The organism is Dyadobacter sp. CY261 (assembly GCF_021440085.1).
GTDB lineage: Bacteria > Bacteroidota > Bacteroidia > Cytophagales > Spirosomataceae > Dyadobacter.
The window spans coordinates 58842-83807 of sequence record NZ_JAKCPW010000018.1; the positions used below are offsets into that span (position 1 = coordinate 58842).

At 49.7% G+C, this 24966-nt stretch carries 20 protein-coding genes; 8 read left to right on the top strand and 12 right to left on the bottom strand.

Annotated elements, in window-relative coordinates:
• Nucleotides 1-173: 173 nt before the first annotated feature.
• The gene (locus tag LZD49_RS31155; protein ID WP_234672024.1) at nt 174-1766 is read left to right on the top strand and encodes a tannase/feruloyl esterase family alpha/beta hydrolase; all 1593 of its coding nucleotides are present in this window, start codon (nt 174-176) and stop codon (nt 1764-1766) included.
• Nucleotides 1767-1822: 56 nt separating this feature from the next.
• Here LZD49_RS31155 and LZD49_RS31160 read toward each other — a convergent pair whose 3' ends face one another.
• Both LZD49_RS31160 and LZD49_RS31165 read right to left on the bottom strand, forming a co-directional pair.
• Nucleotides 1823-2491 carry a LytTR family DNA-binding domain-containing protein gene (locus LZD49_RS31160; protein ID WP_234672026.1) on the bottom strand — a complete coding sequence of 223 codons (669 nt, stop codon included), beginning with the start codon at nt 2489-2491 and terminating at the stop codon, nt 1823-1825.
• On the bottom strand, nt 2488-3570 hold the full coding sequence (locus LZD49_RS31165; RefSeq protein ID WP_234672029.1) for a sensor histidine kinase: 1083 nt from the start codon (nt 3568-3570) through the stop codon (nt 2488-2490). The genes LZD49_RS31160 and LZD49_RS31165 overlap by 4 nt, the downstream gene beginning before the upstream one ends.
• A gap of 195 nt (nt 3571-3765) precedes the next feature.
• Here LZD49_RS31165 and LZD49_RS31170 point away from each other — a divergent pair, with 195 nt between their 5' ends.
• Both LZD49_RS31170 and LZD49_RS31175 read left to right on the top strand, forming a co-directional pair.
• A complete protein-coding gene (locus LZD49_RS31170) occupies nt 3766-4890 on the top strand; it encodes a TlpA disulfide reductase family protein (RefSeq protein WP_234672031.1) in 1125 nt (374 codons plus the stop codon).
• 255 nt (nt 4891-5145) lie between these two features.
• Nucleotides 5146-6372 (top strand): exo-beta-N-acetylmuramidase NamZ domain-containing protein, encoded by a 1227-nt coding sequence (locus LZD49_RS31175; RefSeq protein WP_234672033.1) that lies wholly within the window; start codon nt 5146-5148, stop codon nt 6370-6372.
• 225 nt (nt 6373-6597) lie between these two features.
• Here LZD49_RS31175 and LZD49_RS31180 read toward each other — a convergent pair whose 3' ends face one another.
• From LZD49_RS31180 to LZD49_RS31195, 4 genes are all read right to left on the bottom strand, one after another.
• Complete coding sequence (locus LZD49_RS31180) at nt 6598-7179, bottom strand: hypothetical protein (RefSeq protein ID WP_234672034.1); 582 nt, start codon at nt 7177-7179, stop codon at nt 6598-6600.
• Nucleotides 7180-7284: 105 nt separating this feature from the next.
• Nucleotides 7285-9579, bottom strand: a complete 2295-nt coding sequence (locus tag LZD49_RS31185; protein WP_234672036.1) for a VWD domain-containing protein — start codon at nt 9577-9579, stop codon at nt 7285-7287.
• Nucleotides 9580-9590: 11 nt separating this feature from the next.
• On the bottom strand, nt 9591-10982 hold the full coding sequence (locus LZD49_RS31190; RefSeq protein ID WP_234672038.1) for an OmpA family protein: 1392 nt from the start codon (nt 10980-10982) through the stop codon (nt 9591-9593).
• A gap of 31 nt (nt 10983-11013) precedes the next feature.
• Nucleotides 11014-11949 carry a DUF5050 domain-containing protein gene (locus LZD49_RS31195; protein ID WP_234672040.1) on the bottom strand — a complete coding sequence of 312 codons (936 nt, stop codon included), beginning with the start codon at nt 11947-11949 and terminating at the stop codon, nt 11014-11016.
• Between the two features lie 261 nt (nt 11950-12210).
• On the opposite strand from LZD49_RS31195, the gene LZD49_RS31200 reads away from it, so the two are divergent.
• The gene (locus tag LZD49_RS31200) at nt 12211-14064 is read left to right on the top strand and encodes a 7TM diverse intracellular signaling domain-containing protein (RefSeq protein WP_234672042.1); all 1854 of its coding nucleotides are present in this window, start codon (nt 12211-12213) and stop codon (nt 14062-14064) included.
• On the opposite strand, the gene LZD49_RS31205 is transcribed toward LZD49_RS31200, so the two are convergent.
• The 6 genes from LZD49_RS31205 to LZD49_RS31230 all read right to left on the bottom strand — a co-directional run bounded on the left by LZD49_RS31205 (nt 14041) and on the right by LZD49_RS31230 (nt 20127).
• Nucleotides 14041-14703, bottom strand: coding sequence for a response regulator transcription factor (locus LZD49_RS31205; RefSeq protein ID WP_234672044.1), 663 nt, complete (start codon nt 14701-14703; stop codon nt 14041-14043). The genes LZD49_RS31200 and LZD49_RS31205 overlap by 24 nt on opposite strands.
• Before the next feature lie 83 nt (nt 14704-14786).
• Nucleotides 14787-15473, bottom strand: a complete 687-nt coding sequence (locus LZD49_RS31210; protein WP_234672047.1) for a hypothetical protein — start codon at nt 15471-15473, stop codon at nt 14787-14789.
• Nucleotides 15474-15538: 65 nt separating this feature from the next.
• Nucleotides 15539-16981 (bottom strand): hypothetical protein, encoded by a 1443-nt coding sequence (locus tag LZD49_RS31215; protein ID WP_234672049.1) that lies wholly within the window; start codon nt 16979-16981, stop codon nt 15539-15541.
• Nucleotides 16982-16983: 2 nt separating this feature from the next.
• Nucleotides 16984-18633 carry a hypothetical protein gene (locus LZD49_RS31220; protein WP_234672050.1) on the bottom strand — a complete coding sequence of 550 codons (1650 nt, stop codon included), beginning with the start codon at nt 18631-18633 and terminating at the stop codon, nt 16984-16986.
• Complete coding sequence (locus LZD49_RS31225) at nt 18519-19190, bottom strand: hypothetical protein (RefSeq protein WP_234672052.1); 672 nt, start codon at nt 19188-19190, stop codon at nt 18519-18521. The genes LZD49_RS31220 and LZD49_RS31225 overlap by 115 nt, the downstream gene beginning before the upstream one ends.
• A complete protein-coding gene (locus LZD49_RS31230) occupies nt 19183-20127 on the bottom strand; it encodes an RNA polymerase sigma factor (RefSeq protein ID WP_234672054.1) in 945 nt (314 codons plus the stop codon). The genes LZD49_RS31225 and LZD49_RS31230 overlap by 8 nt, the downstream gene beginning before the upstream one ends.
• Before the next feature lie 400 nt (nt 20128-20527).
• On the opposite strand from LZD49_RS31230, the gene LZD49_RS31235 reads away from it, so the two are divergent.
• From LZD49_RS31235 to LZD49_RS31250, 4 genes are all read left to right on the top strand, one after another.
• Complete coding sequence (locus LZD49_RS31235) at nt 20528-21556, top strand: AraC family transcriptional regulator (RefSeq protein ID WP_234672056.1); 1029 nt, start codon at nt 20528-20530, stop codon at nt 21554-21556.
• A gap of 122 nt (nt 21557-21678) precedes the next feature.
• Nucleotides 21679-22146 (top strand): (2Fe-2S)-binding protein, encoded by a 468-nt coding sequence (locus tag LZD49_RS31240; protein WP_234672058.1) that lies wholly within the window; start codon nt 21679-21681, stop codon nt 22144-22146.
• Between the two features lie 7 nt (nt 22147-22153).
• On the top strand, nt 22154-24352 hold the full coding sequence (locus LZD49_RS31245) for a molybdopterin cofactor-binding domain-containing protein (protein ID WP_234672060.1): 2199 nt from the start codon (nt 22154-22156) through the stop codon (nt 24350-24352).
• A gap of 65 nt (nt 24353-24417) precedes the next feature.
• Nucleotides 24418-24915 carry a carboxymuconolactone decarboxylase family protein gene (locus tag LZD49_RS31250; protein WP_234672062.1) on the top strand — a complete coding sequence of 166 codons (498 nt, stop codon included), beginning with the start codon at nt 24418-24420 and terminating at the stop codon, nt 24913-24915.
• Nucleotides 24916-24966 lie beyond the last annotated feature (51 nt).

A 24966-nucleotide genomic window follows, 5' to 3' on the forward strand; every position in this document is an offset into this window, starting at 1 on the left:
CACGGACAATAGGTAAAGAGCAAATTTACCGGAAGTAAATTCCTGTGCAATAGGAAAGCGCCACATTCCGGTCGTTGCCCACACTGAGAGCCCAATTTCGATGAGTATGGTTAGTGCGTTAAGAGACTTTTTATACTGTCGGCTGCCGCGTCGGGCCGTTTATTTTTTCAAAAATGACCAAAATCGCTGCATTATCTCTCGCGGCTGCATTGAGCCTGCTGTCTGTTGTGGCCGTAGCCCAGTCCGAAACGAAGGACACATGCCCGTGCGCACAGCTCGCAAAGGCGCGCATTCCGCAGGCGACCATTACTGCCGCCGAATGCATCCCCGCAGGCACTTTTACCCCGTCCGGCAGCGCACAGCCGATTGCAGACCTGCCGGCATTCTGCCGCGTCACTGCCGTACTGCAACCTTCACCCGATTCGCATATCCGCATTGAATTGTGGCTGCCCGAAACGGGCTGGAACGAGCGGTTCCTCGGCACAGGAACCGGCGGCGGGGCTGGGTACATCAATTACGCCTCGCTGGCTACGGGACTGCGGAAAGGATTCGCCACAGCGAACACCGACATGGGCACATCCCCCGGCGCAAACGAGCTCACGGGGCACCCTGAAAAATGGACCGATTTCGGGCACCGCGCAACGCACGAAATGACCGTTGCCGGCAAGGCCCTCACCAAAATTTACTATCAGAAAGCCGCACGAATGGCCTATTTCTCGGGGTGCTCCACGGGCGGCCAGCAGGCGCTGATGGAGTCGCAGCGCTACCCCAACGATTACGACGGCATCCTCGCAGGAGCCCCTGCCAACAACCGCACGCATTTGCATACCGGCTTCGTATGGATACTCCGCGCCACCAACGACCTCCCCAGCAGCACATTGCCCAAACAAAAGCTCGACCTGATCACCCGCGCCGTGCTCAGCGCCTGTGCCGGCAAGGATGGCGGTGCCCCCGGCGACCATTTCCTGACTAACCCTGCGGCCTGCCATTTCAATCCCGAAACATTACCGCTGTGCCCTGACGGCACCGACGACAGCACTTGCCTGACCAAATCGCAGATAACTGCATTGAAAAAGATTTGGGCAGGCCCCGTGAACCCGCGCACCGGAGAAAGGATTTACACACCCATCCCATTGGGGAGCGAAAATGTAGCTGCGGGCATCGACATGCAGCAAAACCCCACCCAGGCACCCAATGCACTGTTTTACCAGTACAAATGGGCCTTCGGCAAAGATTTCGACTTCAAAACATTTGATTTCGACCACGATCAGGACCGGCTCGACTCGCTGCTCGGCCCTGTCCTGAACGCCAACAGCACCGATCTTTCCGCGTTCAGAAACCACGGTTCCAAACTCCTCATGTACAGCGGTACAGCAGACCCGCTCGTGCCTTACCAGGACGCATTGAGCTACTACGAGCGCGTGGTAGGCATACAAGGCGGCCTGCAGCATACCCTGGATTTCTTCCGCTTCTACCTGATACCCGGCATGGGCCATTGCAGCGGCGGGCCCGGCCTGAACGACGGCGGCGATATGCTCGGGGCATTGATCAAATGGAAAGAAGAGGGCATTGTGCCCCAGCAACTGACTGGTACTGCCTATGAAAGCGGTGATGTCAAAAAAGGCGTGCGGTTCCGGAGGCCGGTGTACCCTTATCCATTGCTGCCTGCTTACAAGGCAGGCAACGAAAGTATCCCTGAAAGTTACGAGGGTGTCGCGCGCCCGACACCCAGGGTAAAGGAGCCGGCCGTGCGGTATCTGAAATAGCTATTCATCATTTTGCTCACCATCGCTTTGAGAAATTTGATTGTTTTAGTCGGTGTCTATACTATGCCTAAAAGACCCTGTTTGTAACTTTCCCCGACAGGAATGCATTCTTTTCCTACGTATACTTCATTTTTACTAATCATTGTTAAATGCGAAATCCCCACTACATACGAACGATGAATACGGCGAAACAACGTATTGGGCAACAGTTCTGATACCGACTTCATCGTCATGTGCGTAATGTAGTTGCCGTGAGTGGTTTTAAGGATGACATAATCCTTTATGGACTGAACCAATAGAATATTCTGATGCTCCAATTTGAGCAATTTTCCATTCACCTTGAAGTATGAATAAGTGATTTCAGGGGCGCTTGGCTGCAACTTTCGGAATCGGGAAATGCTTTTGACAAACCTTTCATAAGTGATTGGTTTAAGCAAGTAATCCACTGTATCCAATTCGTAACTGGACGCAGCATATTCCGGAAATGCCGTTGTAAAGATTACAGCCGGGGGATTTTTGAGGCTTCCAATAAAATCGATACCACTCAAAACAGGCATGTTGATATCCAAAAAAATGATGTCGATAGCAGTCTTCACGACAATCTCGAACGCATCAACCGCATTCGCATATTGACCTAAAAGTTGCAGTTCATCTATTTTGGAAATGTGATTTTCCAGCACCTGTCTGGCCAAAGGTTCATCGTCGACCACAATACATCTAATCATTCCGACTTCAATTTTAGGTTCAGCCGGACCTCATAGCAATCACGGGCTTCCGTCACTTCGATCCGATGGGTGCCAGGGTATAGCAAGGCCAACCGCTTCATCACATTGGCAAGTCCAACGCCCTGTTCGGTCGAGGTCCTCGTAGCTATTGATCGGCTGTTTTTTACTTCCATAATCAAGTCATTATCAAAACAACAGATCAGAATACATACATATCCACCCGCGATTTCATCTCTGACACCATGCTTGAACGCATTTTCAACAAAAGGTAGCAGCAACAGCGGCTCAATGACCAGCGCGTCCGTTATACCCTGGGTTTCAAATTTAACGGAAATGTGTTGTGAAAGTCGAATGCACTCTACTTCTGTGACGCTTCGGAGAAATGCAACCTCTTTGGAAAGCGCTACTGTGGCCAACGCGGAGTCGTAAAGAATATAACGCATGATTTCAGCATGACCGGCTACCAGCGGAGCTGTCTTCACCGAACCCTGTAATGCAAGGGAGTAAATGTTATTGAGTGTATTAAAGAAAAAATGCGGTTGAAGCTGGAATTTCAACGAATTGAGCTCCACCTCCAACTGCTGGCTTCGCAGCGCGTCCACCTGGCGGGTCAGACGGCCGGCCCTCAGGTAATAGGCAAGAGCCGTAATCACCAGCAAATCGCGAAAGATATAGACGACGCTGAAATGCAGCACTACATCCGCCTTAGACCAGGTTGCCGCGTCCTTGACCATGTCCGCCGGCAGAAAACTCATACGGGCAACCAACCAGTAATTGAGCACATAACTGAAGTTCAGCGCAATCAGGAAAACAACCAGTGATGCCGCGAAAGCCATCAGGCGCTCACGGAACAACAGCCTCTTAATCAATAACTCATAATAGAGCCCATACGAAATAATACTGAAGCTGCCATAAACGACGCGTTCCGGTATATCCTGAATAAACAACGTTGCCGAACCTCGCTCATTGAAATTGTATTCAAAACTCGAAATAACTGGAAACAAAATGAAGTAAATCAAAAAGAACACGATCTCAGCCCTTTTCTCTTCATGCCGCGGGTTACTTCTATTCAGAATCATGACAGTAAATTATCCAAAATTTCCCGGGTCAACGATTCAGATCACTTTCGGTCTTCCCCTTTTCGACGAAAGGCCCGGAACTTTCGACGGAGGGTTTTAATGAATGGAGCCGACGAAATATCTGGCAGTCCAGTCTAAATTAAATAAACGGCCTCCTTACCTGTACTAACTTGGTGGGAAAAAACTGCATTTGGTATGAAGTTAGTCACTGTTTTCTCCCTTGGTCTGCTGTTTCTGGCCTGCCAGACCGTCTGCGCGCAAGATGCCCACAGCATCATCGCCGCAGTAAAACACAGGCAGCAATCATTAACATCAGTGTCATACACGCTGCAAAGAACCGATACACTGGTGACGGGCGACACGAGGTCAATGACGGGAAAAGCCATTATTGAGTTTGAACAAGGTGAAGGTGTCTTAGGCTTTCGCTTCTGGGCCCAAAGGGACGGTTTTAACCAGCAAACGATTGTCGATGATCGGATGGGTTACGTGGTCGACACGCTACTTAAGACCTACAAAACAGTGTTGAATCCTACGGACAATATTTTTTACAGCACCACAGGTGGGCAGATGATCGTCCACGACCTATTTAAACTTGACACAACCGCCGCAACAAACATTGTTGTAAGCCAGGATCAACAACATTATTACCTTACGTTAAGCTACGCGGACCTGACGGAACACGATGTTACCAAACGCTACAAACTGCTTGCCATCGATAAGAAGCGGATGTTGCCCGTATATGTGAGAAAGCACCAGGAGACGCTGGACAAAGTCCAGGACCTGCAATTTCAAATATCAGATCTTGATACGACGCCAAAGTCCCACTATGATTTTTTGAACCTGAGCTTTCTTCGCTTTTATAAACAGGAAATAGTTCCAATCATTTCGGATAGTCCACTAGCTGCGCTACTAGGCAAACAGGTGCCAAACATGACGCTTCCATCATTTGAAGGCATTCAAAGCCCAATTTCGCCTTCCAATGATACGGTAATCTTACTGGACTTCTGGGAAGTCTGGTGCGGGCCATGTATCGCATCGATGCCCAAAATTCAACAACTATATGAGAAGTTCAAAGAGCGTGGGTTAAAGGTTTATGGCATTATTCACGAAGCAGACCAGCTGAACGTGTCCAAAAAGAGAGTAGAAAAATCAGGATTGACATTCCCTATGCTGGTCGGCAATGGAGAAACGAAAAAATGCTTTCATGTTTCAGCCATCCCGCTCTATGTGCTAATCGGCAGAGATGGTAGAATTTGCTATCTCAGCGAGGGCTTTTCCGATCAACTGGAGGATGAAATTCAACGCGCATTGGCTCGTTAATGTGACTATGCCGATAATTATCAATATAATTGGCACCCGTACCATGCGTTTTGGTCAGTTAGACGCCATAGTACCGCACATTTCAAGGAAAGTACTAAATGGGGTAAGTAATGCCGGATCCTGTGTAAGTCTTTGGGTCCTCAAAGTCTATTATTTCAGGATTCCAATACGCGGCCTCCCAAATTGTCTCTAGTTGGGCCTGCACTTCCTGCCTTCTCAATCAAAAATGATGAAATAATTAACCTGTAAAAAATCATGAGATTTATTTCTACACTTATTTTAACGTTTCTGGCAATCAGTAACATTGAATGTACTGCACAAATTGCACTGTCAAACCAGCGTATTTCCGATAGCTCGAGAATAGTCACCGGCGCCGACCAGACTGAAAAATATTTGCCTTATCTAAAAGGAAAACGAATTGGCCTGGTTGCAAATCAAAGTTCTTTGATCGGCAAGAAAAGCATCGTAGATAGTTTAGTGAGCCTTGGAATTAACATTGTAAAAGTGTTTGGCCCCGAGCATGGTTTTAGAGGCAATGCCAGCAACGGAGCTGTGGTAGGCAATGAGGTAGATGCTAAAACTGGCATACCGATCATCTCTCTGTATGGTAAAAACCAGAAACCAAGTAAAGAACAGCTGGCGGATATCGACCTAATGGTCTTTGATATTCAGGATGTGGGTTGTCGCTACTATACGAATATTAATACGCTTGAATATGTGATGGAAGCCTGTGCAGAAAACAACAAAGAACTGCTGATTCTCGACAGACCTAATCCTAACGCCTATGTTGTAGACGGGCCGGTAATGACCGATGACAAATTTAAATCTGCCATAGGGGTCCATTATATTCCCATGACGCATGGCATGACGATTGGTGAATTTGCACAATACCTTAATGGAGAAGGATATCTAAAAGAACAATGCAAAATAAAAATTATCAAGGTTGCCGACTATGACCATGATATGACTTATGTGCTGCCGATCAACCCCTCTCCCAATTTAAATACAAAGCAAGCTGTAATGCTTTTTCCGAGCTTATGTATGTTTGAAGGAACAGCCATTAATGAAGGCCGGGGGACGCGTATGCCTTTTACAATTTTAGGAGCACCCGCATTGAAAGGCAAATATACATTTTCATACAAACCGGTCAGTATTCCAGGAATGAGTGAACGGCCGAATCACAAAGATTCTGTTTGTTACGGCCTCGACCTTCGCAAGTATGATATTAATAAGCTCCGCGAGAGCCGCCAAATTAATTTATCGTGGCTGATTGAATTATATAATGCCTATCCGGACAAAGCAAATTTTTTTACCCCCGGAAGGGTTAACCAGGATATATCAGCATTTGATCTGCGCATAGGTACTGATCAATTAAGAAAACAGATCATAGCGGGAGTGCCAGAAGCGGACATCAGAAAAAGCTGGGAACCTGAACTGCAAAAGTTTAAGGCTATAAGGATGAAGTATCTCTTATATCCATAATGAATACGGTTGTTATCTTCTACACAGCGCAGATCCGAACTGGTCTCGTGGTATAAAAGCGTCATCATCTGCGATGGTAACCAATGGCACGCCCGTTATACTTTAAGCCGCCTCCAGGACGCTGCGACGACTGGCGCACCAACCAGGTATATCAATCGTATACTGTATACCATGACTGCCCAAGTGATGGTGTGGTAGCTACTTTGCCAGTAATATTATTTAAAATCATTTATTTATCACATACTTAACTCTGAATGTGCCATTTTCAATCAGCGTCTTCTTACCATTAGTGTCGTAGTCGGCAAACACCTCTCCGCTAAATGTTCCTTCGGCATACTCATCTGACAAAGCTGTGATCGTAGCTTTTGAATTGGTGACAATATTCGGATCGTCCGGCGAGCCCCCATATCCAACAGCCAAAAAAGTGACTTCAATAGGATTACTGCTGTTGGATTGATAAGAAGCGGTCGTGATTTTCGGTATGCTTTCAATCATAAGATAGAAACCATCTAACCTTGACCCGGACACTTTGGTTGCTTCGATCAAAAATACATTGGGATTATTAGCCGTACCTACCTCTTTATAATTGATTTGAGCCTTGATCTCATTGTCAAAATCAATAACCTGACCATCAATTGTTGCCCTAAAAAATTCACCATCGGGATTTACAGCTACCATTCCAGATTTTGAACATGACATATTCAACATTAAAAGTGCAGCTAGGGAAGCTGTTCCCACTTGCTTCGCAGATTTGTACAATAAGGAGAAAAGTCCGTTGTACAGGCGGTTAATCAGAAAATAGATCATTGTTTTGAAAAAGGAAAGTTTAGCACAATATGAATTATTGGTAGTATTGGTTACGAAGAAAAACAATCCATTGCTGGCCGACCAAAGTTGAGTACTGAAGCTACATCAATAACTTTTGAAAGACCAGCGGTAAAGCCTGACATTGTTTTTAAACGTTAGCGAAACATCCGGATGAAGCGCCACGAGTTCCTTTTGCGGGCGGTATCTACGTATCGCAAAATTGCCGTTCTCCGACACCAGCACATCGTCAAAAAAGATTTTGTAAGTGCCCGTGTTTTTTGTCAGATCAATGCTGGATTGAATCACCAGTTTATGGACCTTACCATCGAAAATCAAAATCTTGGAATTGAATTCTTTGATAAGGTATAGCAGCGGATCATAAAAACTATAATCCCCGGGAGTGTTCGCGGACGACACGGACCAATTCCATTCATAGGGTCCGAGATTGAAATAGACTCCGGCCGGATTGGGATTCGGGCTCTCCGAGGCAAAGTAAACGACCGTCTCAAAGCCATTGACCACAGAAATGGAACCGTTGATCTCCGGATAGTCGTTGGCATTACAAACCACATAGTCGCTGCCGTACTGGCCAGCGGCAAATGTCCTCTTCAACAGCCGCTTATCGTCATCGGGCCCGAACTTGATATCAAAACTCCGGAGCGTGTTCTCGTCCTGTAAATCTTTGGCCCTGGCCGCCAGGGAGGCATCACCGGTGGCGACAACGTCGTTGATGCAACCCTCGAGAAACGGGGCCAGCACACCGGCGTTTCTGCATGCCTCCCCGGCGCTGGCCCGCTGGCTCTCGGTGATGACGAATGGAGCGCGTGGAAAATTCGGGTCGGTGTATGATTGGGTATTTTTCCCCGCATCGTAGACAAACAGGGACTGCGCCTGACTGATTCGCCAGCTATCGGTAAAAGCCGGGTAAAGGGTGTTGTTGGTGCCATCAATAACGGCACCGTTCCTGATCCGAAGATCATTGCCTTCGCTGCCGTTGAAATCCCCGAAAATACCGATCATCTTCCCCTGCCGTTTGCTGCCCGGCAACACCGAGTAGTCGATCGCATCGCTTCGGATAAAAATTTTCACCACATCGCCATTGACGGCCACAGACAGCGAGGCGAGGTCACCGGTAATGCTGCCGCCGTTTTGCAGCATGTTGTAAATGGAGGGATTGTAAGCGTATTCCTGGCCATTGATATAGTATTTGTCAGGGTAAAAGCAAAGTCGATCGCTCCCTGTGTTGATCGCCAGACCGGTGTTCCAGGAGACATTCCCCGAAGCGCTGCGGTTCCTCAGTTCCTCCTGCCTCACCTGTATCTCGAAATTGTCCACCGTCGATTTTACGGCAACGAATTCGCCCACCCCATTGAAACCATACGACTTGCCGTCGAATGTGACAATATTCGGATCCCCGTAGCTCCTGCCGCCATTCATGTAGCTAGTTGTAGTAGCCGGATCTCCTGGTAGTATTGGCCCGACAGATCCATTGTACCACTGCACGAGGTTCTCGAGGAGCTCTTTACCGCATTTTTTCGCGTCCTTCACCGCTTCGCGTAGCCTCAAAGCACCGGATACGCTGGTCAGGCGGCGGACAAACTTGAACAAGTCGGCTGCACAGGTGCCCCCTTCTAATATATCGTCGACCCAGTTATCTTCCTGAAGGCATTCGCCTTTGAAAATCGACGTGAGCCCCTGGACAGCGTTGCTGCACGTATTGGCGGCCAAAAGCATGTCCGCGGCCAGGAACACCAACCCGACGCCCGTCAGGGAGCCGGCTGCCGCAAACGGCAATGCCACCAGGCTGGCAAAGCAGCCAATACCATCGGCAGCCGTGATCATGGAATTTAAAAACGGGCTGCACTCTCCATCAAGATCCGCCGTAGCCGATGTTCGCAAACCCTTTTTTTGATCAAATTGCTTTTTCGCATCCCCGAACTTCAAAAGGGCTTCTCCGCACCAGATTTTCGCCCGGCTTTGAATCAGTTGGCTTTGGGCGTCAAAAATGTCGACATCGACGGTGTTGGCTTTCAAATCGTAGTTCTTGAAAACCATCGTCGTGGTAGTGTCACCCAGTGAGGCCGTGAGCTTCTTGGGCAGGAGGCTATCGTCGAACTCAAAGCTGAGGATAAAATCGCTTTCAGGCAGGTATGTCACAACCTCGCGAAGATTGATCAGACTCCCCTCGGAGTTCTTATCGCCATAAAACAAATTCAGCTCGCGTGTGTTGGTATCCGTCACCATTACGCCCAGGTTGTCGTCCAGGTTTTTGTTGATGAAAAAAAGGTGATAGGGATCCTTTTCACTGACTGGCCGGGAAACGTCGACCTCGTAAACCTGCTTACAGCCGTGCCCGACAAAAAATAGGATCAAAAAAGAAAGGATTGCTCTCAGTTTCATGATAGAGGTGTTTACTTGTCAGTAGCGCCGTGCGTCACTAATCCAAATGCCAGCCGACCGCCGATCAGATGCAAGGACTTGTTGGGCGGATAGGCATAGTCGAGCCAGCGAAACGGCTTCGCCGAATAGTGATAGCTGATGCTCGCATCAACCAAAAACCTGTCCGCGATTGGAAATTCATAGCCAATGGCGGCCGAGGCGCCCCAATAAATGACACGTTGCAACCGGTCCGGCACATCGGGAGTGCCATTCCAATCCTGGTTCCGGCGGAGCAGCAGGGCGCTCAACTCTCCCTGTGGCGACGCATAGACCGACTTGCCGAGATAGAATTTGGGCCCGACGCCGGCGGAAATCCTAGACAAATGCACCGAATACCGGTAAAGCTGTTCGGTGTCGGTATTCACGCGGTATTCCGACTTCCATTTATCAAATCCAATATGCGCTACAATCCCGCTCGCGCCGTTGAACCGAACGGAATAGTTTGCCGAAATCCCGAGCGTCCGTTTCAGCCCGACACCCTTCCGTTCGTCGGCCCATTCCCTTCCTCCGATCGAAAGCATTTGAAACGCATCAAAGCCTACCGTCACTATCGAATGCGGCCGATTGCGACTGCGAGTACGCGAATCACTTTTCGAACTGGCCGGCTTCTTCGAAACTGCCTCCTGCACCACCGGTGGCGGTGTGGTGACCGGCGCAGCAACCGGCTCGATTTTCTCCGCGTAGAGCACCTTCACTCCCGCTACCGATATAACGCGCATCTCTACACGTCGGTTGTAATCCTGCGTGGCCTTGCTGAAATGAATCGGCTCGACTTCCCCTCTGCCTTCGGCGAGGATGTTCGAAGACTTCATTCCCTGCGTGATGAGAAACTGGCGCAAGTTCGCGGCGCGCCGGTTTGAAATCGTTTGATTGGCAGCGGCCTTTCCGCTGGTGTCTGTATGTACAAAGAAACCGTATCTGACCGATTCGTCCGCCTTCAACAGCTTCACCAGTGCGATCAGCCTCGTTCTTGAAGCCGGTGCAATCGTAACTTTGCCTTTTTCAAAAACAGCTTCCTGCACAATCACTCTGGAATGCAGCAGCTTTGCATAGTCCTTGGTCCGCAAGGCTTCCTTGAAATCCTCCATGCGCGTCATCCGGGCGTCCTTGCCGAGACGGGCGGGGTAAACCACAAACGTGGTATCCCCTACCCTTACCGACCTCAACTCCCCGGTTTCGACAGACAACATTGTGGAATCCACGCCCGCGCGATACCTGATCAGCTTGCTCCCTATTTCGGTGTCCCGGCATTCGAGCCGTGAACTGTCTTTCCTGATGATCAGGTCTTGCGCGATGCATGCGGCACACCTTGACAGGCAAGCCAGGATAAGCAGCACAGCCAGCCTGATTGTGCAATGGCTCATAAGGTTCAGGATCAAATTTAATTCGCCGGTACTATTTCAATTTTACATTAGTCCGCCAGATATTGTAATTTTTCTCCGCATTGGAACTGAAAAATAGCTGGTTGCCGATGCCCCATGTCGGGTCGCTTTCGTCGGTTTCCCCCTGCGTGATCTGGACAAGGTCCGTACCGTCGGCTTTCATTACGTAAATATGTTTATTGGGTTTTTTGGGGTTCTCTCTGTTACTGGCAAATGCGATGTATTTCCCATCCCGTGAAAACGCCCCGTCCCTATTATTGTAGTCCCCTGTAGTCAATTGGGTTCGTTCTCCTGTTTTAAGATCCATTGTAAAAACCTGGATGAAGTTTCCGGTTTTCATATTAAAAATAATTTTGTTGGGATCGGCATTACTGAGACTTAAATGACTGCCTTCGCCGATTACCGAATAGTTTCCTCCTTTTACATCCATCGAACAAATCATCCGCTTTTTGGTCATCAGCGTTGTAAACAGGATTTTGTTATCCCGCATTACAATCGGTTCCGCATCATCCTCTCCCATGGCGCCCGGCGACACATAGTTTAAGCCGATACCATTGATGGACGATCGGACTATTACAGGCCTTTCCGGCTGAATGTAGCTGAAAATGATACCCGAATTATCAGGCATCCACGTGGGATAAGCCGCGTTGTTGACCAATGGATTAGTGATTGGCTTTCCGATTTCTTTTTTTACAATCCGGTAATTCTTGTTTGTTTTCACCGCAAGCGCGCCGTTTGTCAAATCAATCGAATATTTGGTTTCAAGGGCATTGTAAAGCAGGTATTTTCCATCCGGACTAACTCTTGCAAAAAATTCCTGGGTAGGATCCGAGGTCTCCCGTGCGAGATTCTCCGCATTTCCGGTTACCCCGGGAACGGCAGGAATCTGCGCCATGGCAGAGAAGCAAACAACGGACATCATGGAAGCGATGAATAAAAACTTTTTCATTTGAATGACGGATAAAAGGTATTTGAATTGAAGCAGTGCATTTTTGAATTCCTCTCAAAAGTACACGTTCAGGCAGTCAGGCGAAATGTTAATAATTCTCTTTCGGGGGTTAATAATTACACCATCATTTTACAAAAATTCCCCTGGTTCCGTATTGCATTTAAGTTCTATCTTGCACACGCTTTTTTGACTATGATGGGCACTTTATATCTACTGTTTTCAGGTAATTTCGGTCAGTATCGCAGGGCATACCCGGCCATTTTGTCCATCCTGTTTTTATGCCTCTCAGCGCAGGCAGGCGCCCAGGTTGTATTGACGGACAGCAGCGAACATATTTACATTGGCGAGCAGGCTGCCTTCTTTCAGGATTCTTCCCGTGTGCGCAGCTTTGAGGATATCCGGATGCTCGACCGGCGAGGTGCATTTGTAAAATCCCGGCAACGCGTTCCCAACTTCGGTTTTACCACTTCGAAGCCGGTGTACTGGATCCGATTTGATATAGAGCGAAAGTCGGATAAGGACTTCATCCTGGATTTGGCCTTTGGCAACATGGCATTCGTGGACTTCTACTTCTTCGGCCCGCAAGGCCTGGTGGAGCGGTACAAGCTCGGCGACTTCCGCGGCAAGGCGGGGCGGGCGGTGGGGCACCACGGCTATGCGGTCAAACTTCCGCCCTGGGCCAGGCAAACGGTATACCTGTGCATACAGCCCTATTCGGGCCAGGCGCTTTTCCCGCTCGCGGTTTGGGAGAGCCAGCTTTTTTTCAACGCCAACCAGGAACTTGCGCTGGTGTGGGGATTATACCTCGGTGTTTTGCTGGCCGTGCTGATCTACCATCTGGTCATCTACTGGCGCACCGGCGAAGCAGGTTTCGGGCGACTATCCCTCTACCTATTGTTCTATCTCGGTTTTGAATGCTCCCGTGGCCTGGGATTGGGCCCGCGGTATCTTTGGTATTACAGCATTCCTGTTATCAACTATGCGGCCTACTTTTTCAGTACCGCTTCCTTGCTGGCGTTCCTGGAGTTCTACACCTACGTGACGAGTACGAAGCATTCGCGGCCGCTACTGCTCACTGTGCGCGCTACCCAGGTCGTTTGCGTAGGCCTTGGGCTAGTGGCCTACTTTTCAGGATCGATCGGACAAAATCAGCTGATGCATTACGCTGCCATTCTGGGCGGGATTTGCGTGATGATCATTTCGGCCAGTGCGATCCGGAGAGGCGACCGGGTAGGCTGGTACTATCTGCTGGCGGCCGCCTCCATTTACCTTGGCACCGCTGTCCAGAGCGCACAGCGGGCAGGAGTCTTCGAAGGTGCCGACGGTCTGTTGCTGCGATACGCGATCAATATCGGATCCTTGATAGAAATCGTCCTGCTCTCGTTGGGGGTCGCGGAAACAGTGCGGCAGGAAAAACGGAAGCGGAGAGAGGCCGAGGCCCAGACGGAGCTGGAAGTAAGAGCGCGCACCAAAATCGTGAAGGAAGCCGAAGCCGAAGCCAAACAGCAGGAAGTGAAAAGAATGGCGATCGAGCTTCACAACACCGTCGGAAATTTGCTGCTACTCCTGCGCGACGGCATTGCGAAAGTGGCTCGTTCGGTCACAGACAACCAGCAATCGCAGCAGGTGAAAGACATTTCCGAACTATCCAAACAAATCTACGAACGCATCCGCACCCTGTCACACGCATACACACTCAACACCTACAACATCCTCCAAGCCAGAGGCCTGGACGTGGCGCTGCGGGAACTGGTAACCAATCAGAACCGCTTCGGCAAAGCCCCACATTTCCTGTACCGCATGCAGGGATCCGACCTGGTGCTTTCGGAGACATTGCAATTCGAGCTTTACAATACCTGCACGGAGCTCATCAACAATATCCTGAAACACTCACAGGCCACCACGGCAAGCATCATGATCCAGATCAAAAACCATGAACTGATCCTGGTGGTCACCGACAATGGTGTCGGAATGCCAGCCGATATCGTGGAGGGCTATGGCATGAAACAGCTCAGGCAGCGCGCCCAGGAGCTCAATGGCACCCTGCATATCCATTCCCGGGCCGGTGAGAGGTGCGAGATCTCGATGATCCTACCGATTTGGATGACGTTCTAGATCGAACAGGCCCAAAGCAAAGGCGCGGTGTTCGAGTTCAAGCGCATTTTTAGCCTGCAATTTTTCACGTAAGCTCTGGTTGTACTTGGCCACCGTGTTATATGCAACCTTCATAATCACCGCTATTTCCTTCATCTCTTTCCGTTCATTCACTAGCATATGCAGTACCTTCGTTTCCTGCACGGTGAGCAGAGGCTTGTTTTCATGCTTTTTCCCCCCCATGCTCTTGACAAGCATCAGCACCAGCTCGCTGCTGAAAAACGGGATTCCGTTCACCAGGGCTGCCGCCGCATCCACCACCACATCCGCCTTGTAGTCTTTGACCACGTAACCCATCGCTCCCGCCTCCACTACATCGCATACCGTAACGGCATCGGCATGTTGGCTGTACACCAGCACTTTCTGATCCGGGTTTTGTTCTAAAAACAGCCTGATGAGTTCGATACCGTCGTCGTTCCCGATGCGAAGATCCGTGACAAGCACGTCGGGGATCGATACCTTCATCCGTTGAACGGCCGTGCGTACATTGGGCTCCGCATAAAGCACCCGCCAGTTACGGCGTTCGAATGCTGATGCCAGGGCGTCGGTAATGGCGGGATGGTCGTCTACGAAAGCTACTGAATAAGAAAAAGAATCCATAAAGAGGAGAACAAAGGGGTTAACTGTGGCAAGCTAACCCTTTTGATTCATTTCGACAACAAGTGAATTATTAACAAAATAGCCTAAACAAGCGGCTTGACAGACCCCTTCATGGCCCCCACCGTCGATCTGCTCTTCCGCGGTACGTATTTTCTTGGCGTTCCGACGTACTCGTCGAACAGCCAGGAGACCGCATTGATCACCACCTTCCATCGGCTCTGGAAGCACAAAAATGACGAAAAGGAATGCCCAGAAAGATCAGTGACCTGCCCCGCGAAAAGATCGATGGTCATCACCTCGCGATATAGGCTCACAATGGATTCTGTTTTAGCCCCTCCCAGCAGGAATTGCTTGCCTGAAAGAATTGCAAACCATATCGATGCGCAGTAAACCTGGATCCTTGTCGCATGCGTCTTCGATCGGGCATCGAGCCAGATGCCGGTGATTTCGGCGGTCTGGTCAAATTGAATGCCGAACTGCTCCGTAAACGCAGCCAGTTGCGACTGGTTGAACGGCTCAAGATACCTTAGCTGCCCGGTAGTATTGATGATAAATCCTCCGAGTACGTTCCCGCGATGAAAGGCTATATACACACGGGCGCTTCTAAGATAATCCAGGCTGACGACACTGCCACCGACGGTCTGGTAGCGTTGCTGATACCATAGCAGATCATCTTCACTGCGCAGGCGGACAAACTGAACAAGTTTTTGGTGAAACGGGCGACGGGCCGGTTTGGCCGTCAGGGCGGGGATTGGATGTTGTGCTTGCATGGAACAAATCGGGTTTGATTTGTTCGTCTATGCAGCGGCTCAAAAACGTTACACGCCGGGGAGAATCAGGGGTTGTATTTGTAAAGCGTTTCGGTATTCCAGCACATGTATACACGACGCGCGATGGCAAACGAGAAGTAAGGCGAGCCGAGGTTCTCGGTAAAGGGTTTGCACAATGTCCACTCGCGTCCATTTGAGAAACGCCATAGTTGCGCGGAGAATGGCCTGTAAATAAACCCGCTTCCCCTCGAAGAAAATGTATGGAGGATGCCATTGATCCCGAGTGGCGGCACCTTTTCCCACGGACCGGCAGACGTACCGGGCATGAAACGCCAGTAATAGTTGTTGGTCAGCAAATAGGCTGAGGGCTCCACCGAAAACGTGGGGATGTTGGATAGTTTTGTGAAAGTCCCGGATCCGGGCAAATCAAACGCGGGATCGTGGATCCATTTATCCAGTGCGGGATCGTAGGCTATCACCTGCCAATTTCCGTTCCTAGACGCGCTCGATACCATATATCCTTTTCCCTCAAGCCCAAAACTCTGGGCATCAGAAACCATTAGGGGACAATCGGCGACAGCCCGCCAGCTATCCTGCATGGTTCCCGCGGCAGCTACGTATTCCCAGAACTTCCCTGGTTTTGTCGTGTACAGGTTGCCCGCATACATGCGCTCGCCTATGCTGAATGTGATAATGGTCTGCACGTTGTTTTTCACCACTTCGCCCGGAAAAGACTTTCGCACAATCCAGTTGGCAGTGGTCGACGAAGGGTCAAACTCCATCACTTTATTGGTCCCGCTCAGCATATCGATGATCAGAAAACCCTTGTTCTGGTTACTAAAAGTAGCCCTCAGCCTCGGCAAGTCAGAGTTTGTCAGCAGCACCTGCGTATTCACCCTCGCCCACTCGTCGCAAGGCTGGTCGTACACCGCGCTGATCGCATTGCTGTCGGACCTGGTCAATGCCAATATCCCGTAGGCATAGTCGGGATTCATTGCCGCTTCACCATCGCTGCTGTCCCGGAGCCCAAGGGCCACTCCCATATGGTACAGTAAAACCCGTTGCAGTATGGGGAGTGTCCAGCTGTACGATTGACGAAGCAGGATTGCGCAAGTGCCGTCGTTGTTCCGTCTCAAGGCACCGAGCGCCAGGAGCGACTGACTGAACAGCCCCTCGTCCGTGGGCCGTTTTTTAAAAGCCGCCGAATCGGTAAAGGTCACGGTGATCGCGGGTACCCGCCCGTCGGCGTCCGACACGTCCAGGTACCCGTGTGCGCCGCCCCAAATATTGGCCACATTTTGCAGCGCCGCTTGTTGCGATGCCTGATCTATTCCCGCGACATAGTTGGTCAGCCTGAATAAAATGGTACACGATCCGAACCGACGTTCGGACGTGACGTTGTCATTGGCGCCCAGCAACAGCTCGGGGCTCATTTCAGGGTATCGGGATTGGCAGCCCAATGCCGCGGCCAGCATGGTCAAGAGCAGGTAATGCAGGGTACTTCGCATGGTTACCACAGGCGGTATGCCAGATCGAGGGTGAATGTATGTTGAAATGCCCGGACTTGCTGGGCGGCACGTTCGCGGTAGCGCACCGGTTGCGGACTGTAATTCAGCCACACCCGGAAATGCCCCCTTGTACTGAACCATTTCGACGAGCCCCAGCCCAGGCCCAGGACGGGGGCCACAGAGGGGGTTAACTGGGGCTTCTCGGGAATGCCGCTGCTGAAATTCGCATTGGTATAATGCAGGGAAAGCGGAAACTGGCCCGAAAACCCCGCGCTTGCCAGGAAACCGGACGAGGACGACTGGTACCTATGCTTCCGCTTAAGCCGGCTGAACACATAGCGCGGCTGTATCTGCAACTGCGTGATCTGAAAATCCTCCACTTTCTGGACTGGCCCGCCCGCTTCCGTCAGCGTCCCGAATTGATGGTAATTAAGGCGAAAATCCGTTTCAACATGATGGCTTCTGTACCATTTACCCATACCTATCCGCAAACCCGCCGAGCCTCCCAGGCCCGTGGTAGTCGGCACCGGCTTCCCCTCCCTTCTGAAATGCTGCTGCTGCACCTGCATTCCGCCCACCACTTCCAGGTACACGCCCCGCTTCCTGTTCGCCTCCTCCCATTCCAACCGCTCCTCTTTGGAAAACGCACGCGAGGCCTCCTCGTCCGCCGTGACAATGAGGTAGTCATAAAAACTCAATACATCCCTCTCGAAACCGATTCTTACGGTCGAATCAATGGTGACGGAAGTCAGCAGGTTTCCTCTCAAACGGCTTCCAATGCCTTTTGCCATTTGCTTTCGCATGAAGAAACTGGGGTGGTCGTAGCTGTTTTCGTTATGCTCGTCGATAGTGGTTGGGGACGATTCGTTGTAGGCCGCAATGAGATCGTCGAAAAGCCTGTCGGTGTCCATGAGGCCGCGTATCCTGGAAACCATCCACAAAGCCAGAATATCCGCTTCCAGTTCCTGCACCTTTCCCCTGGGCGATTCCCTGACGACCCCGGGCTTCTTCTTATTCCTTTGCTTTGCGGATGCCGGTTTCGGCTCCTTAGTGTCATTATTTTGATAGGGTGTTTCCGTTAAGCCGAGGGCTGTTTTGTCCCTGACTGTATATTTGAAATAGGTGTGGCCGAGCATATGATGGGCGATTTCGTGGGCGATCAGGAATGCTTCGCTTCCGCTCTGGTTCCTTTTTGCCACCCGGTCCATGAAATCCGTGTTGTAAAAAATGTAACGCCTGTCTTCCTGGCGCTTTTGTACCAAACCGTTCGATAACCGTTCCGTAATCTCAATCTGGCACATTCCCGCTGAAATCAGGTCGCCGGCACAGGCAAAGGGCAGCAGCGTGATCACCGGAGGCGATCGAAAAAGCTTTCGAAAACTATCAATGGCCGTAAGGGCGTTCTTAGAATCATAGAAATGCCGTTGATTGCCCGTCACCGCATTGCAGCCGCAGGCCTCCGTCTTGCCAGGCGATTGCGCCATGCTGCCCGATACACAGGCAATCAGAACGAAAAACAACGCGGCCAGTCCCCAATTTAACGCACCTCCGTTAGCGCCGTAACGCTCTTTTGGCCCTTTCTGATCTCGTACACACGGGTCCCGGAATTCAACAGATAAATGCCGTGCTGCGAGGAAGGAAGGATGTACCATGACTTTTGAGGGCTTATTTTATACAATTTGAGGGTGTCTCCCGGCCATTCGTACGCCGGACCAAAATGCCAGAAAACCTTGTTTTCATCGCTGAACGCCACCGTCACTGAGTCGCCCGTGATCGCTTCGGCGTCATCTTCGCTGAACGACGAGTTGGGATCCTTGCTGTATTCCACATTCATATAATCGGGAGGACCGGGTTGCAGTAGCAGCCAATAAAACCCAATCAAGACAACGAGCATGGCCAAACCTAGTACCGCCCGCAATTCCGTTCTCGTCCTTTCGTAGAACAACGCACCGAAAAGCGTCGGGAATTGCCGCTGGCGGGTGTTCAATTTTTGCTGCCGATCGGCTTTTTGCAAAAGCGCATTCACCTCGCTTTCGACCGCATCGGAATGCCCCAATGCCACAAGCCCTTCGCTCAGAAGCATGAAGGCCAGCAGTTGATCTTTGTACCGGGGGTCCGAAGCAAGTCTGCTTTCGATTTGCTCGCGTTCCTCCTCGGAAATAGTCCCTTTCAGATAATTTTCCCAGCCATCAATGTCACGTTCATCCATTGGCTCCGAGTTTTTTGAGCCTGTCTTCCAGCATGGCCTTTACCTGGGTTCCGGCCTCATGGCTGTTAAGTATCTCGATGATCTGGGGGATACTGCTATTCGAGAGCTCCGCCAGGCACCGGTTCTTGGTCTGACGAAGCGTACCTTCTTTATCCGTGCCGCTTTCAAAAGCCATTTGGGCCATGGTTTTGGGAGCGGCTCCTTTATGCCTGATATCTAATAGTGAGTCAGGATAGGTGTCTAACTCCAGCGTTTTCGGATCGACATTTAGAAGAGCCGCCATTTTTGCCTCGTCCCATCCATAATATGTGAGGAGCAATTCCCTGCAACGGGGCTTCAATGCATAAAACTCGGCCGCGACTATCAGGTTGATTTCCACAATCATTTGAATCTGATCTTCGCCGGGCTTTCCAGCCTCCTGATGGGCTACAAACGGATTAACCGCTTTTCCTTTCGTGTCCTTTCGGTAGGATTCCAGATAGAGATTGGTACAAACCGAAGCCAGATAATTTGTGAGCGAACTGTAAAGCTCGAAAGACTTCTGGGTTTTCGCCCTGATTGTAAAAATTTCGATTGCCCTTCCTACGATATCCTCCACTTCTTCTTTGGGCTGCCTCTGGTCAATCTTGAAAACAATGGATTTCAGGCGGTTCCAGAGATCAGTGTAGCCGTCGTAAACCATTCTAGGCGACTCACCCCGCACAAGCAACAGAAAGCATTGATCTTTGTAAAGTGACTCGATCAAATGATCGGCATTTTCGGGCGTGCGAGTGCGCGCGATCCATACGAAAGACGTTGCGGTACTGCGAGCGAGCTTCGATTTGTGCTCTTTGTTCGGTGGCTTGTCAAAGCGCAGGCATTGGGTTTCGACCTGCTTCCGAATAGATGATTCGGCCCTGTAACCTTCCCAAATTTTACGCAAATCTGAACTTTTCATTAATGAGCAGGGAGCATTTAAGATCCTCTCTTCATTCAGCTGCAATTTTATCACACATAGGACCGATACCAAATTTAGAAGATTTACAATAACCCAAGCTCTCTGTTTTTAAATATTTTTTGTAAAATTTTCGTCCCCCCGACAGCCCGCCCGGTTTGCATTCATTGAAGCGCGACACGACCACAGTACTTTAACCATCCAGCTATGAACCCTAACGGCACGGGAAGCCAGTGTCATCCGCAACACATCGAAGTCTTTAAACACCTGAATTACTTTTGTACTATATTGTCACCAAATGCTAAAACATAAGCTAATCCTTTGTCTTTAAACACTTAAAGCCAAAGCTTTTGTAGATCAACTTCCAACCGCTTTCACCCTATTCTAATCGCAGTTTAGCCGAATGAGCGTTCCCTTCGAAATTTTACTCTTGATGAGCGGGGCCGGTGCCCTGCAAAGTGCCTTGTTTAGCCTGTATCTTTTTACCCTGAGAAAGAGCAGAAACCTGGCTACTATTCTACTCGGGCTTCTGCTGCTGGCATTTGCAATCAAAATGCTCAAATCCGTGGTTTACTACTTTTCCGAGCATCATCAAGTGTCGACCATACTGATGAATTGGGGCTTCGGGGCTAATCTGGCTATTTATCCCTTACTTTATTTATACCTCAATTCGTTCTTTGACAAGGCGTACCGGATCAATGGGTGGAAGCATTTTCTTCACTTTATTCCAACCATTATCGTCATTGTTCTCAGCCCATTTATCTCCGATTATTTCTGGATGAAACAGCAGGGATATGCCATTTCACTCTGGACAGCTGCTTTTTACATCCCGGTTTGCTTGCGGGTCATCTACAAGCATTATCACAAAATAAACCGTGCACAAAAAATTTGGGTGCTAAGCCTCACACTCGGAATTACAGTAGTTTGGGTAGGCTATTTTACAAACTACATGCTTGGGCTGGTAAACTACATTACGGGCCCGGTGTCATTCTCCTTTCTGATGTACTTTCTAACATACCTGAGTCTTAAAAGAACTGAAGTAGTCATTCCCTGCGAGCGATACAAAAACTCAGCTTATACTAACCCGCAGATTGATGATTGTTATACAAAATTACAGGCTTTGCTAATCCACCAGCAACCCCATAGAGATGCCGCTATGACACTGCCTAAAATGGCCAGTCTACTGAATGTTACACCTCATCTGCTATCTGAAACCATTAATTCACGAGCTCAGCAAACCTTTCCGGATTATATCAACAGCTTTCGGATTGAGCAGGCCCAACGGCTGCTACAAGACCCTGCTTATGACAACAAAAAAATAACCGAGATCGCCTATGAAACAGGCTACAATAGCATATCGGCTTTTAATGCAGCGTTTAAAAAAAACACCCACATGACCCCGTCGGCCTTTCGCAAGGCAAACAGTAAGTGAGCCGGCAGCTTACTGATTTATAAACTCGTCAGACTAAACTATACATTTTGTAGCCTCATACCCAATTCGTTTCCCTATTTGCGGCCATCCAGGGCACACCTGCTAACCAACTGCGCAGTACAATGGGAAAATACACTATTACTGTCAACCACACTAAATATGAGGTTGAAGCCGAACCGAATGTCCCGCTTCTATGGGTGCTTCGTGACTACCTGGGACTAAAGGGGACCAAGTTTGGGTGCGGAATCGCGGCGTGTGGCGCCTGCACCGTTCATTTGGATGGCTCACCAGTCAGATCGTGTCAAATGCAACTTGCTGCGATTCCCACAAACTCGAAAATTACGACGATTGAAGGCATTGCTGGGGACGGGCTTCATCCGGTTCAACAAGCATGGATCGCCCTTCAGGTACCGCAGTGCGGCTATTGCCAGTCCGGACAAATCATGACGACGGTGGCATTGTTAGCACAAAACCCTAAACCCTCGGACCAGGATATTGATGCTGCATTGACAGGTAATCTCTGTCGATGCGGAACCTATGACCGGATCCGGCAAGCAATCCACCTGGCGGCTCAGCATATTAATCACTAAGGCAACTATGGCTATGAAAAATATGATCCGTTACAAAACTGACCGCCGGGACTTTCTCAAACAAGCCGGCCTTACCACGATTGGCTTGATAATCGGAATCGATGCATCCGCCAGGCCCTATAATCTTTCCAGGGCGGATGCGCTTGCGAACGGTCTTGAAATTAACCCATTCATCTTAATTGATCCGGACAATTCGATTACGATCATCAATCCGCGCAATGACATGGGGCAAGGCACAATTCACGCCGTGCCAGCCATGATCGCCGAGGAGTTGGAGGTGTCACTGGACCAGATTAAGATTATACAAAGTGATGGAAAGAGTAAATACGGGAGCCAAACGTCGGGAGGAAGCAGTTCAATCAGCCGGTTATGGCTACCCATGCGCAAGGCAGGAGCTGCTACAAAAGAAATGCTCATCAAAGCTGCCGCTAATCGATGGGCTGTTTCGGAAGATCAGTGCTATGCTGCCGGGGCCAGGGTTTTTAAAAAGGATAGCGACATCAGTTTCACGTATGGGCAGCTGGCAGCAGAAGCTTCCAGACTTGTCGTGCCCACAGATCCGGTGTTAAAGAAGCAGGCGGATTTCAAAATCCTGGGCAAAAACCTTCAACGGCGCGAGATCCCGGACCGTACGACGGGAAAAGCGGTATATGGTATCGACATCGAAGTACCTGGCATGGTGTATGCTTCAATATTACATAGTCCCATGCTGTTTGGGAAAATTGTTAGCATAGACGACCGTCGGACTTTAAAAGTGCCTGGTGTGCTACGAGTTATTAAATGTGAGCGGAAGATGATTCATCGGGATACCGAGTCAGTGGCCGTGATTGGCTCCACCTGGTGGGCCGCCCTTAGCGGCAGAAAGGCCCTGGAAATAGAGTGGAACAATTCAGGCCTTGCCGAAAAACTGCACACAGACAAGTACTTTCAAGATTGTTACCGTCAACTGGAAACAAAGGGTGCCAATCATCAGGAACGCGGCGATTTTAGTCAGAAATTCCAGGCGGCCAAATCCAGGCTGGAATTAACCTATGAGACACCTTTTCTGGCACATGTGCCACTTGAACCCGAAACCGCCACGGCGTACGTAAAGGAAGACGGTACCGTAGAAATTTGGGCGCCTATTCAGGGTCCCGGTGAAACATTGCCCGACGTTGCCGGTTACCTCAACATTCCGGTTGACAAAATCAAAATACACCCTCTTCTAATGGGCGGATCTTACGGCCGGAAAGCATATATCGATTTTGTAAAAGAGGCCTGCTTTTTGTCGAATCAATTAAAACGGCCTGTGAAGGTGTTATGGACCCGCGAGGATGACGTCACGCAAGGCCCGTATAGACCGGGTATGGTTAGCCATATGCAAGGATTTGTAGAGGATGGACAAATCACCGGTTTTCATCATCACGTCATCGGGGAGTCTATCCTTCGGCAGGTTTTTAAAGGACTTGCAGACAATGAGGCGGATCCCTGGATAGGCGAGGCGCTGGATGAAAACATATACCAGTTCAAGACGGCTAGTAAGGTAAGTTTTTCAAACGTAAAAACGGAACTACCCATTATGTGGTGGCGATCGGTAAATGCATCCAATTTAGCGTGGGGACAGGAATGCTTTATCGACGAATTATCTCACCTGGCGGGGAAAGATCCGCTGGCCGTCCGGTTGGGCCTCTATAAAGATGAGCGGTTTATAAAAGTTCTGAAAACGCTGGCGGAAAAATCAGATTATTACGCAGAGGCACAGCCCGGTTCAGGAAAAGGCATCGCTATCTTCAAATGCTTTGGTTCGATTTGTGCCTGCTGCATCACAGTATCCCGCTTGAATAACGGCAGTATCAAAATCGACAAGGTGGTGTCCGTCATTGACTGTGGTATGTACGTAAGCCCGGATACCGTGAGGGCGCAAACCGAAGGGAACATTGTAATGGGTTTATCGGCGGCCATTAAGAAAGGGATCATTTTCAAAAACGGAATGTGCCAGCAATCCAACTACCATGACTATCCAGTCCTACGAATGAATGAAATGCCGAAAGTCGAAGTTTTCATTGTGGAAAACGGCGAAGCGCCCGGCGGTGTTGGCGAGCCTGGGTTACCGCCTGTTGCCCCGGCACTGGGTAACGCCATTTTTATGGCCACCGGGATTCGGTTAAGAAATCTTCCAATAGATATCACTTCGATCGTAGACAGCAAAAATGGTAAGACAAAATAAATCGACATAAGATGTAATCCGAAATGAAGTAGTTACGACACCATCCTAAAACAACCTTTAATTCAATGGAGCAATATCAAAACCCGGGCGATCGCGCCTACACGGAAACATTGATCAATGCAGCCAAAAAGGAAGCGGCTGCTTTCTTGAACCTGAAACACACCGCAGAACGCGGGGATGGCGTCATTCGTGTGAAATACCGGGAGTTGATCTCTGTCGCCGTGGCACTGACTACACAGTGCTCATTCTGCATCGAATCACATGTTGAAAATGCGGTGCGTGCCGGGGCCAGCCGCGAGGAGATCGCAGAGACAGTCTTCATTGCGGCCGCCAGCCAGGAATCCTCAGCGGTGCTCACATGGGCTACGACCGAGGAAACCAACAGCGATCACTTTGAAATTCAGCGCCGCGCAAACAGTAAAGTCTGGCAGCGGATCGGTGTGCTAGCCTCAAGCGGAGAAAGCACCATGCCCAAGAATTATCATTTTGAAGATCCCGCACCGTTCGCGAACGTAAGTGTCAAAAATACCCACCGTTTTTGTGCACATATAACCTCTGTTTAAATCAGCGTTTCGTGCAATTGCTTGACGCATGGGAATTGAATACTTCGTCTC

What these genes read in the sequence shown, in the direction of transcription:
- LZD49_RS31155 (WP_234672024.1), top strand. Translation starts at nt 174, where the DNA reads ATGACCAAAATCGCTGCATTATCTCTCGCGGCTGCATTGAGCCTGCTG.
- LZD49_RS31160 (WP_234672026.1), bottom strand. Translation starts at nt 2,491, where the DNA reads ATGATTAGATGTATTGTGGTCGACGATGAACCTTTGGCCAGACAGGTG.
- LZD49_RS31165 (WP_234672029.1), bottom strand. Translation starts at nt 3,570, where the DNA reads ATGATTCTGAATAGAAGTAACCCGCGGCATGAAGAGAAAAGGGCTGAG.
- LZD49_RS31170 (WP_234672031.1), top strand. Translation starts at nt 3,766, where the DNA reads ATGAAGTTAGTCACTGTTTTCTCCCTTGGTCTGCTGTTTCTGGCCTGC.
- LZD49_RS31175 (WP_234672033.1), top strand. Translation starts at nt 5,146, where the DNA reads ATGAGATTTATTTCTACACTTATTTTAACGTTTCTGGCAATCAGTAAC.
- LZD49_RS31180 (WP_234672034.1), bottom strand. Translation starts at nt 7,179, where the DNA reads ATGATCTATTTTCTGATTAACCGCCTGTACAACGGACTTTTCTCCTTA.
- LZD49_RS31185 (WP_234672036.1), bottom strand. Translation starts at nt 9,579, where the DNA reads ATGAAACTGAGAGCAATCCTTTCTTTTTTGATCCTATTTTTTGTCGGG.
- LZD49_RS31190 (WP_234672038.1), bottom strand. Translation starts at nt 10,982, where the DNA reads ATGAGCCATTGCACAATCAGGCTGGCTGTGCTGCTTATCCTGGCTTGC.
- LZD49_RS31195 (WP_234672040.1), bottom strand. Translation starts at nt 11,949, where the DNA reads ATGAAAAAGTTTTTATTCATCGCTTCCATGATGTCCGTTGTTTGCTTC.
- LZD49_RS31205 (WP_234672044.1), bottom strand. Translation starts at nt 14,703, where the DNA reads ATGGATTCTTTTTCTTATTCAGTAGCTTTCGTAGACGACCATCCCGCC.
- LZD49_RS31210 (WP_234672047.1), bottom strand. Translation starts at nt 15,473, where the DNA reads ATGCAAGCACAACATCCAATCCCCGCCCTGACGGCCAAACCGGCCCGT.
- LZD49_RS31215 (WP_234672049.1), bottom strand. Translation starts at nt 16,981, where the DNA reads ATGCGAAGTACCCTGCATTACCTGCTCTTGACCATGCTGGCCGCGGCA.
- LZD49_RS31220 (WP_234672050.1), bottom strand. Translation starts at nt 18,633, where the DNA reads ATGGTACATCCTTCCTTCCTCGCAGCACGGCATTTATCTGTTGAATTC.
- LZD49_RS31225 (WP_234672052.1), bottom strand. Translation starts at nt 19,190, where the DNA reads ATGGATGAACGTGACATTGATGGCTGGGAAAATTATCTGAAAGGGACT.
- LZD49_RS31230 (WP_234672054.1), bottom strand. Translation starts at nt 20,127, where the DNA reads ATGAAAAGTTCAGATTTGCGTAAAATTTGGGAAGGTTACAGGGCCGAA.
- LZD49_RS31235 (WP_234672056.1), top strand. Translation starts at nt 20,528, where the DNA reads ATGAGCGTTCCCTTCGAAATTTTACTCTTGATGAGCGGGGCCGGTGCC.
- LZD49_RS31240 (WP_234672058.1), top strand. Translation starts at nt 21,679, where the DNA reads ATGGGAAAATACACTATTACTGTCAACCACACTAAATATGAGGTTGAA.
- LZD49_RS31245 (WP_234672060.1), top strand. Translation starts at nt 22,154, where the DNA reads ATGGCTATGAAAAATATGATCCGTTACAAAACTGACCGCCGGGACTTT.
- LZD49_RS31250 (WP_234672062.1), top strand. Translation starts at nt 24,418, where the DNA reads ATGGAGCAATATCAAAACCCGGGCGATCGCGCCTACACGGAAACATTG.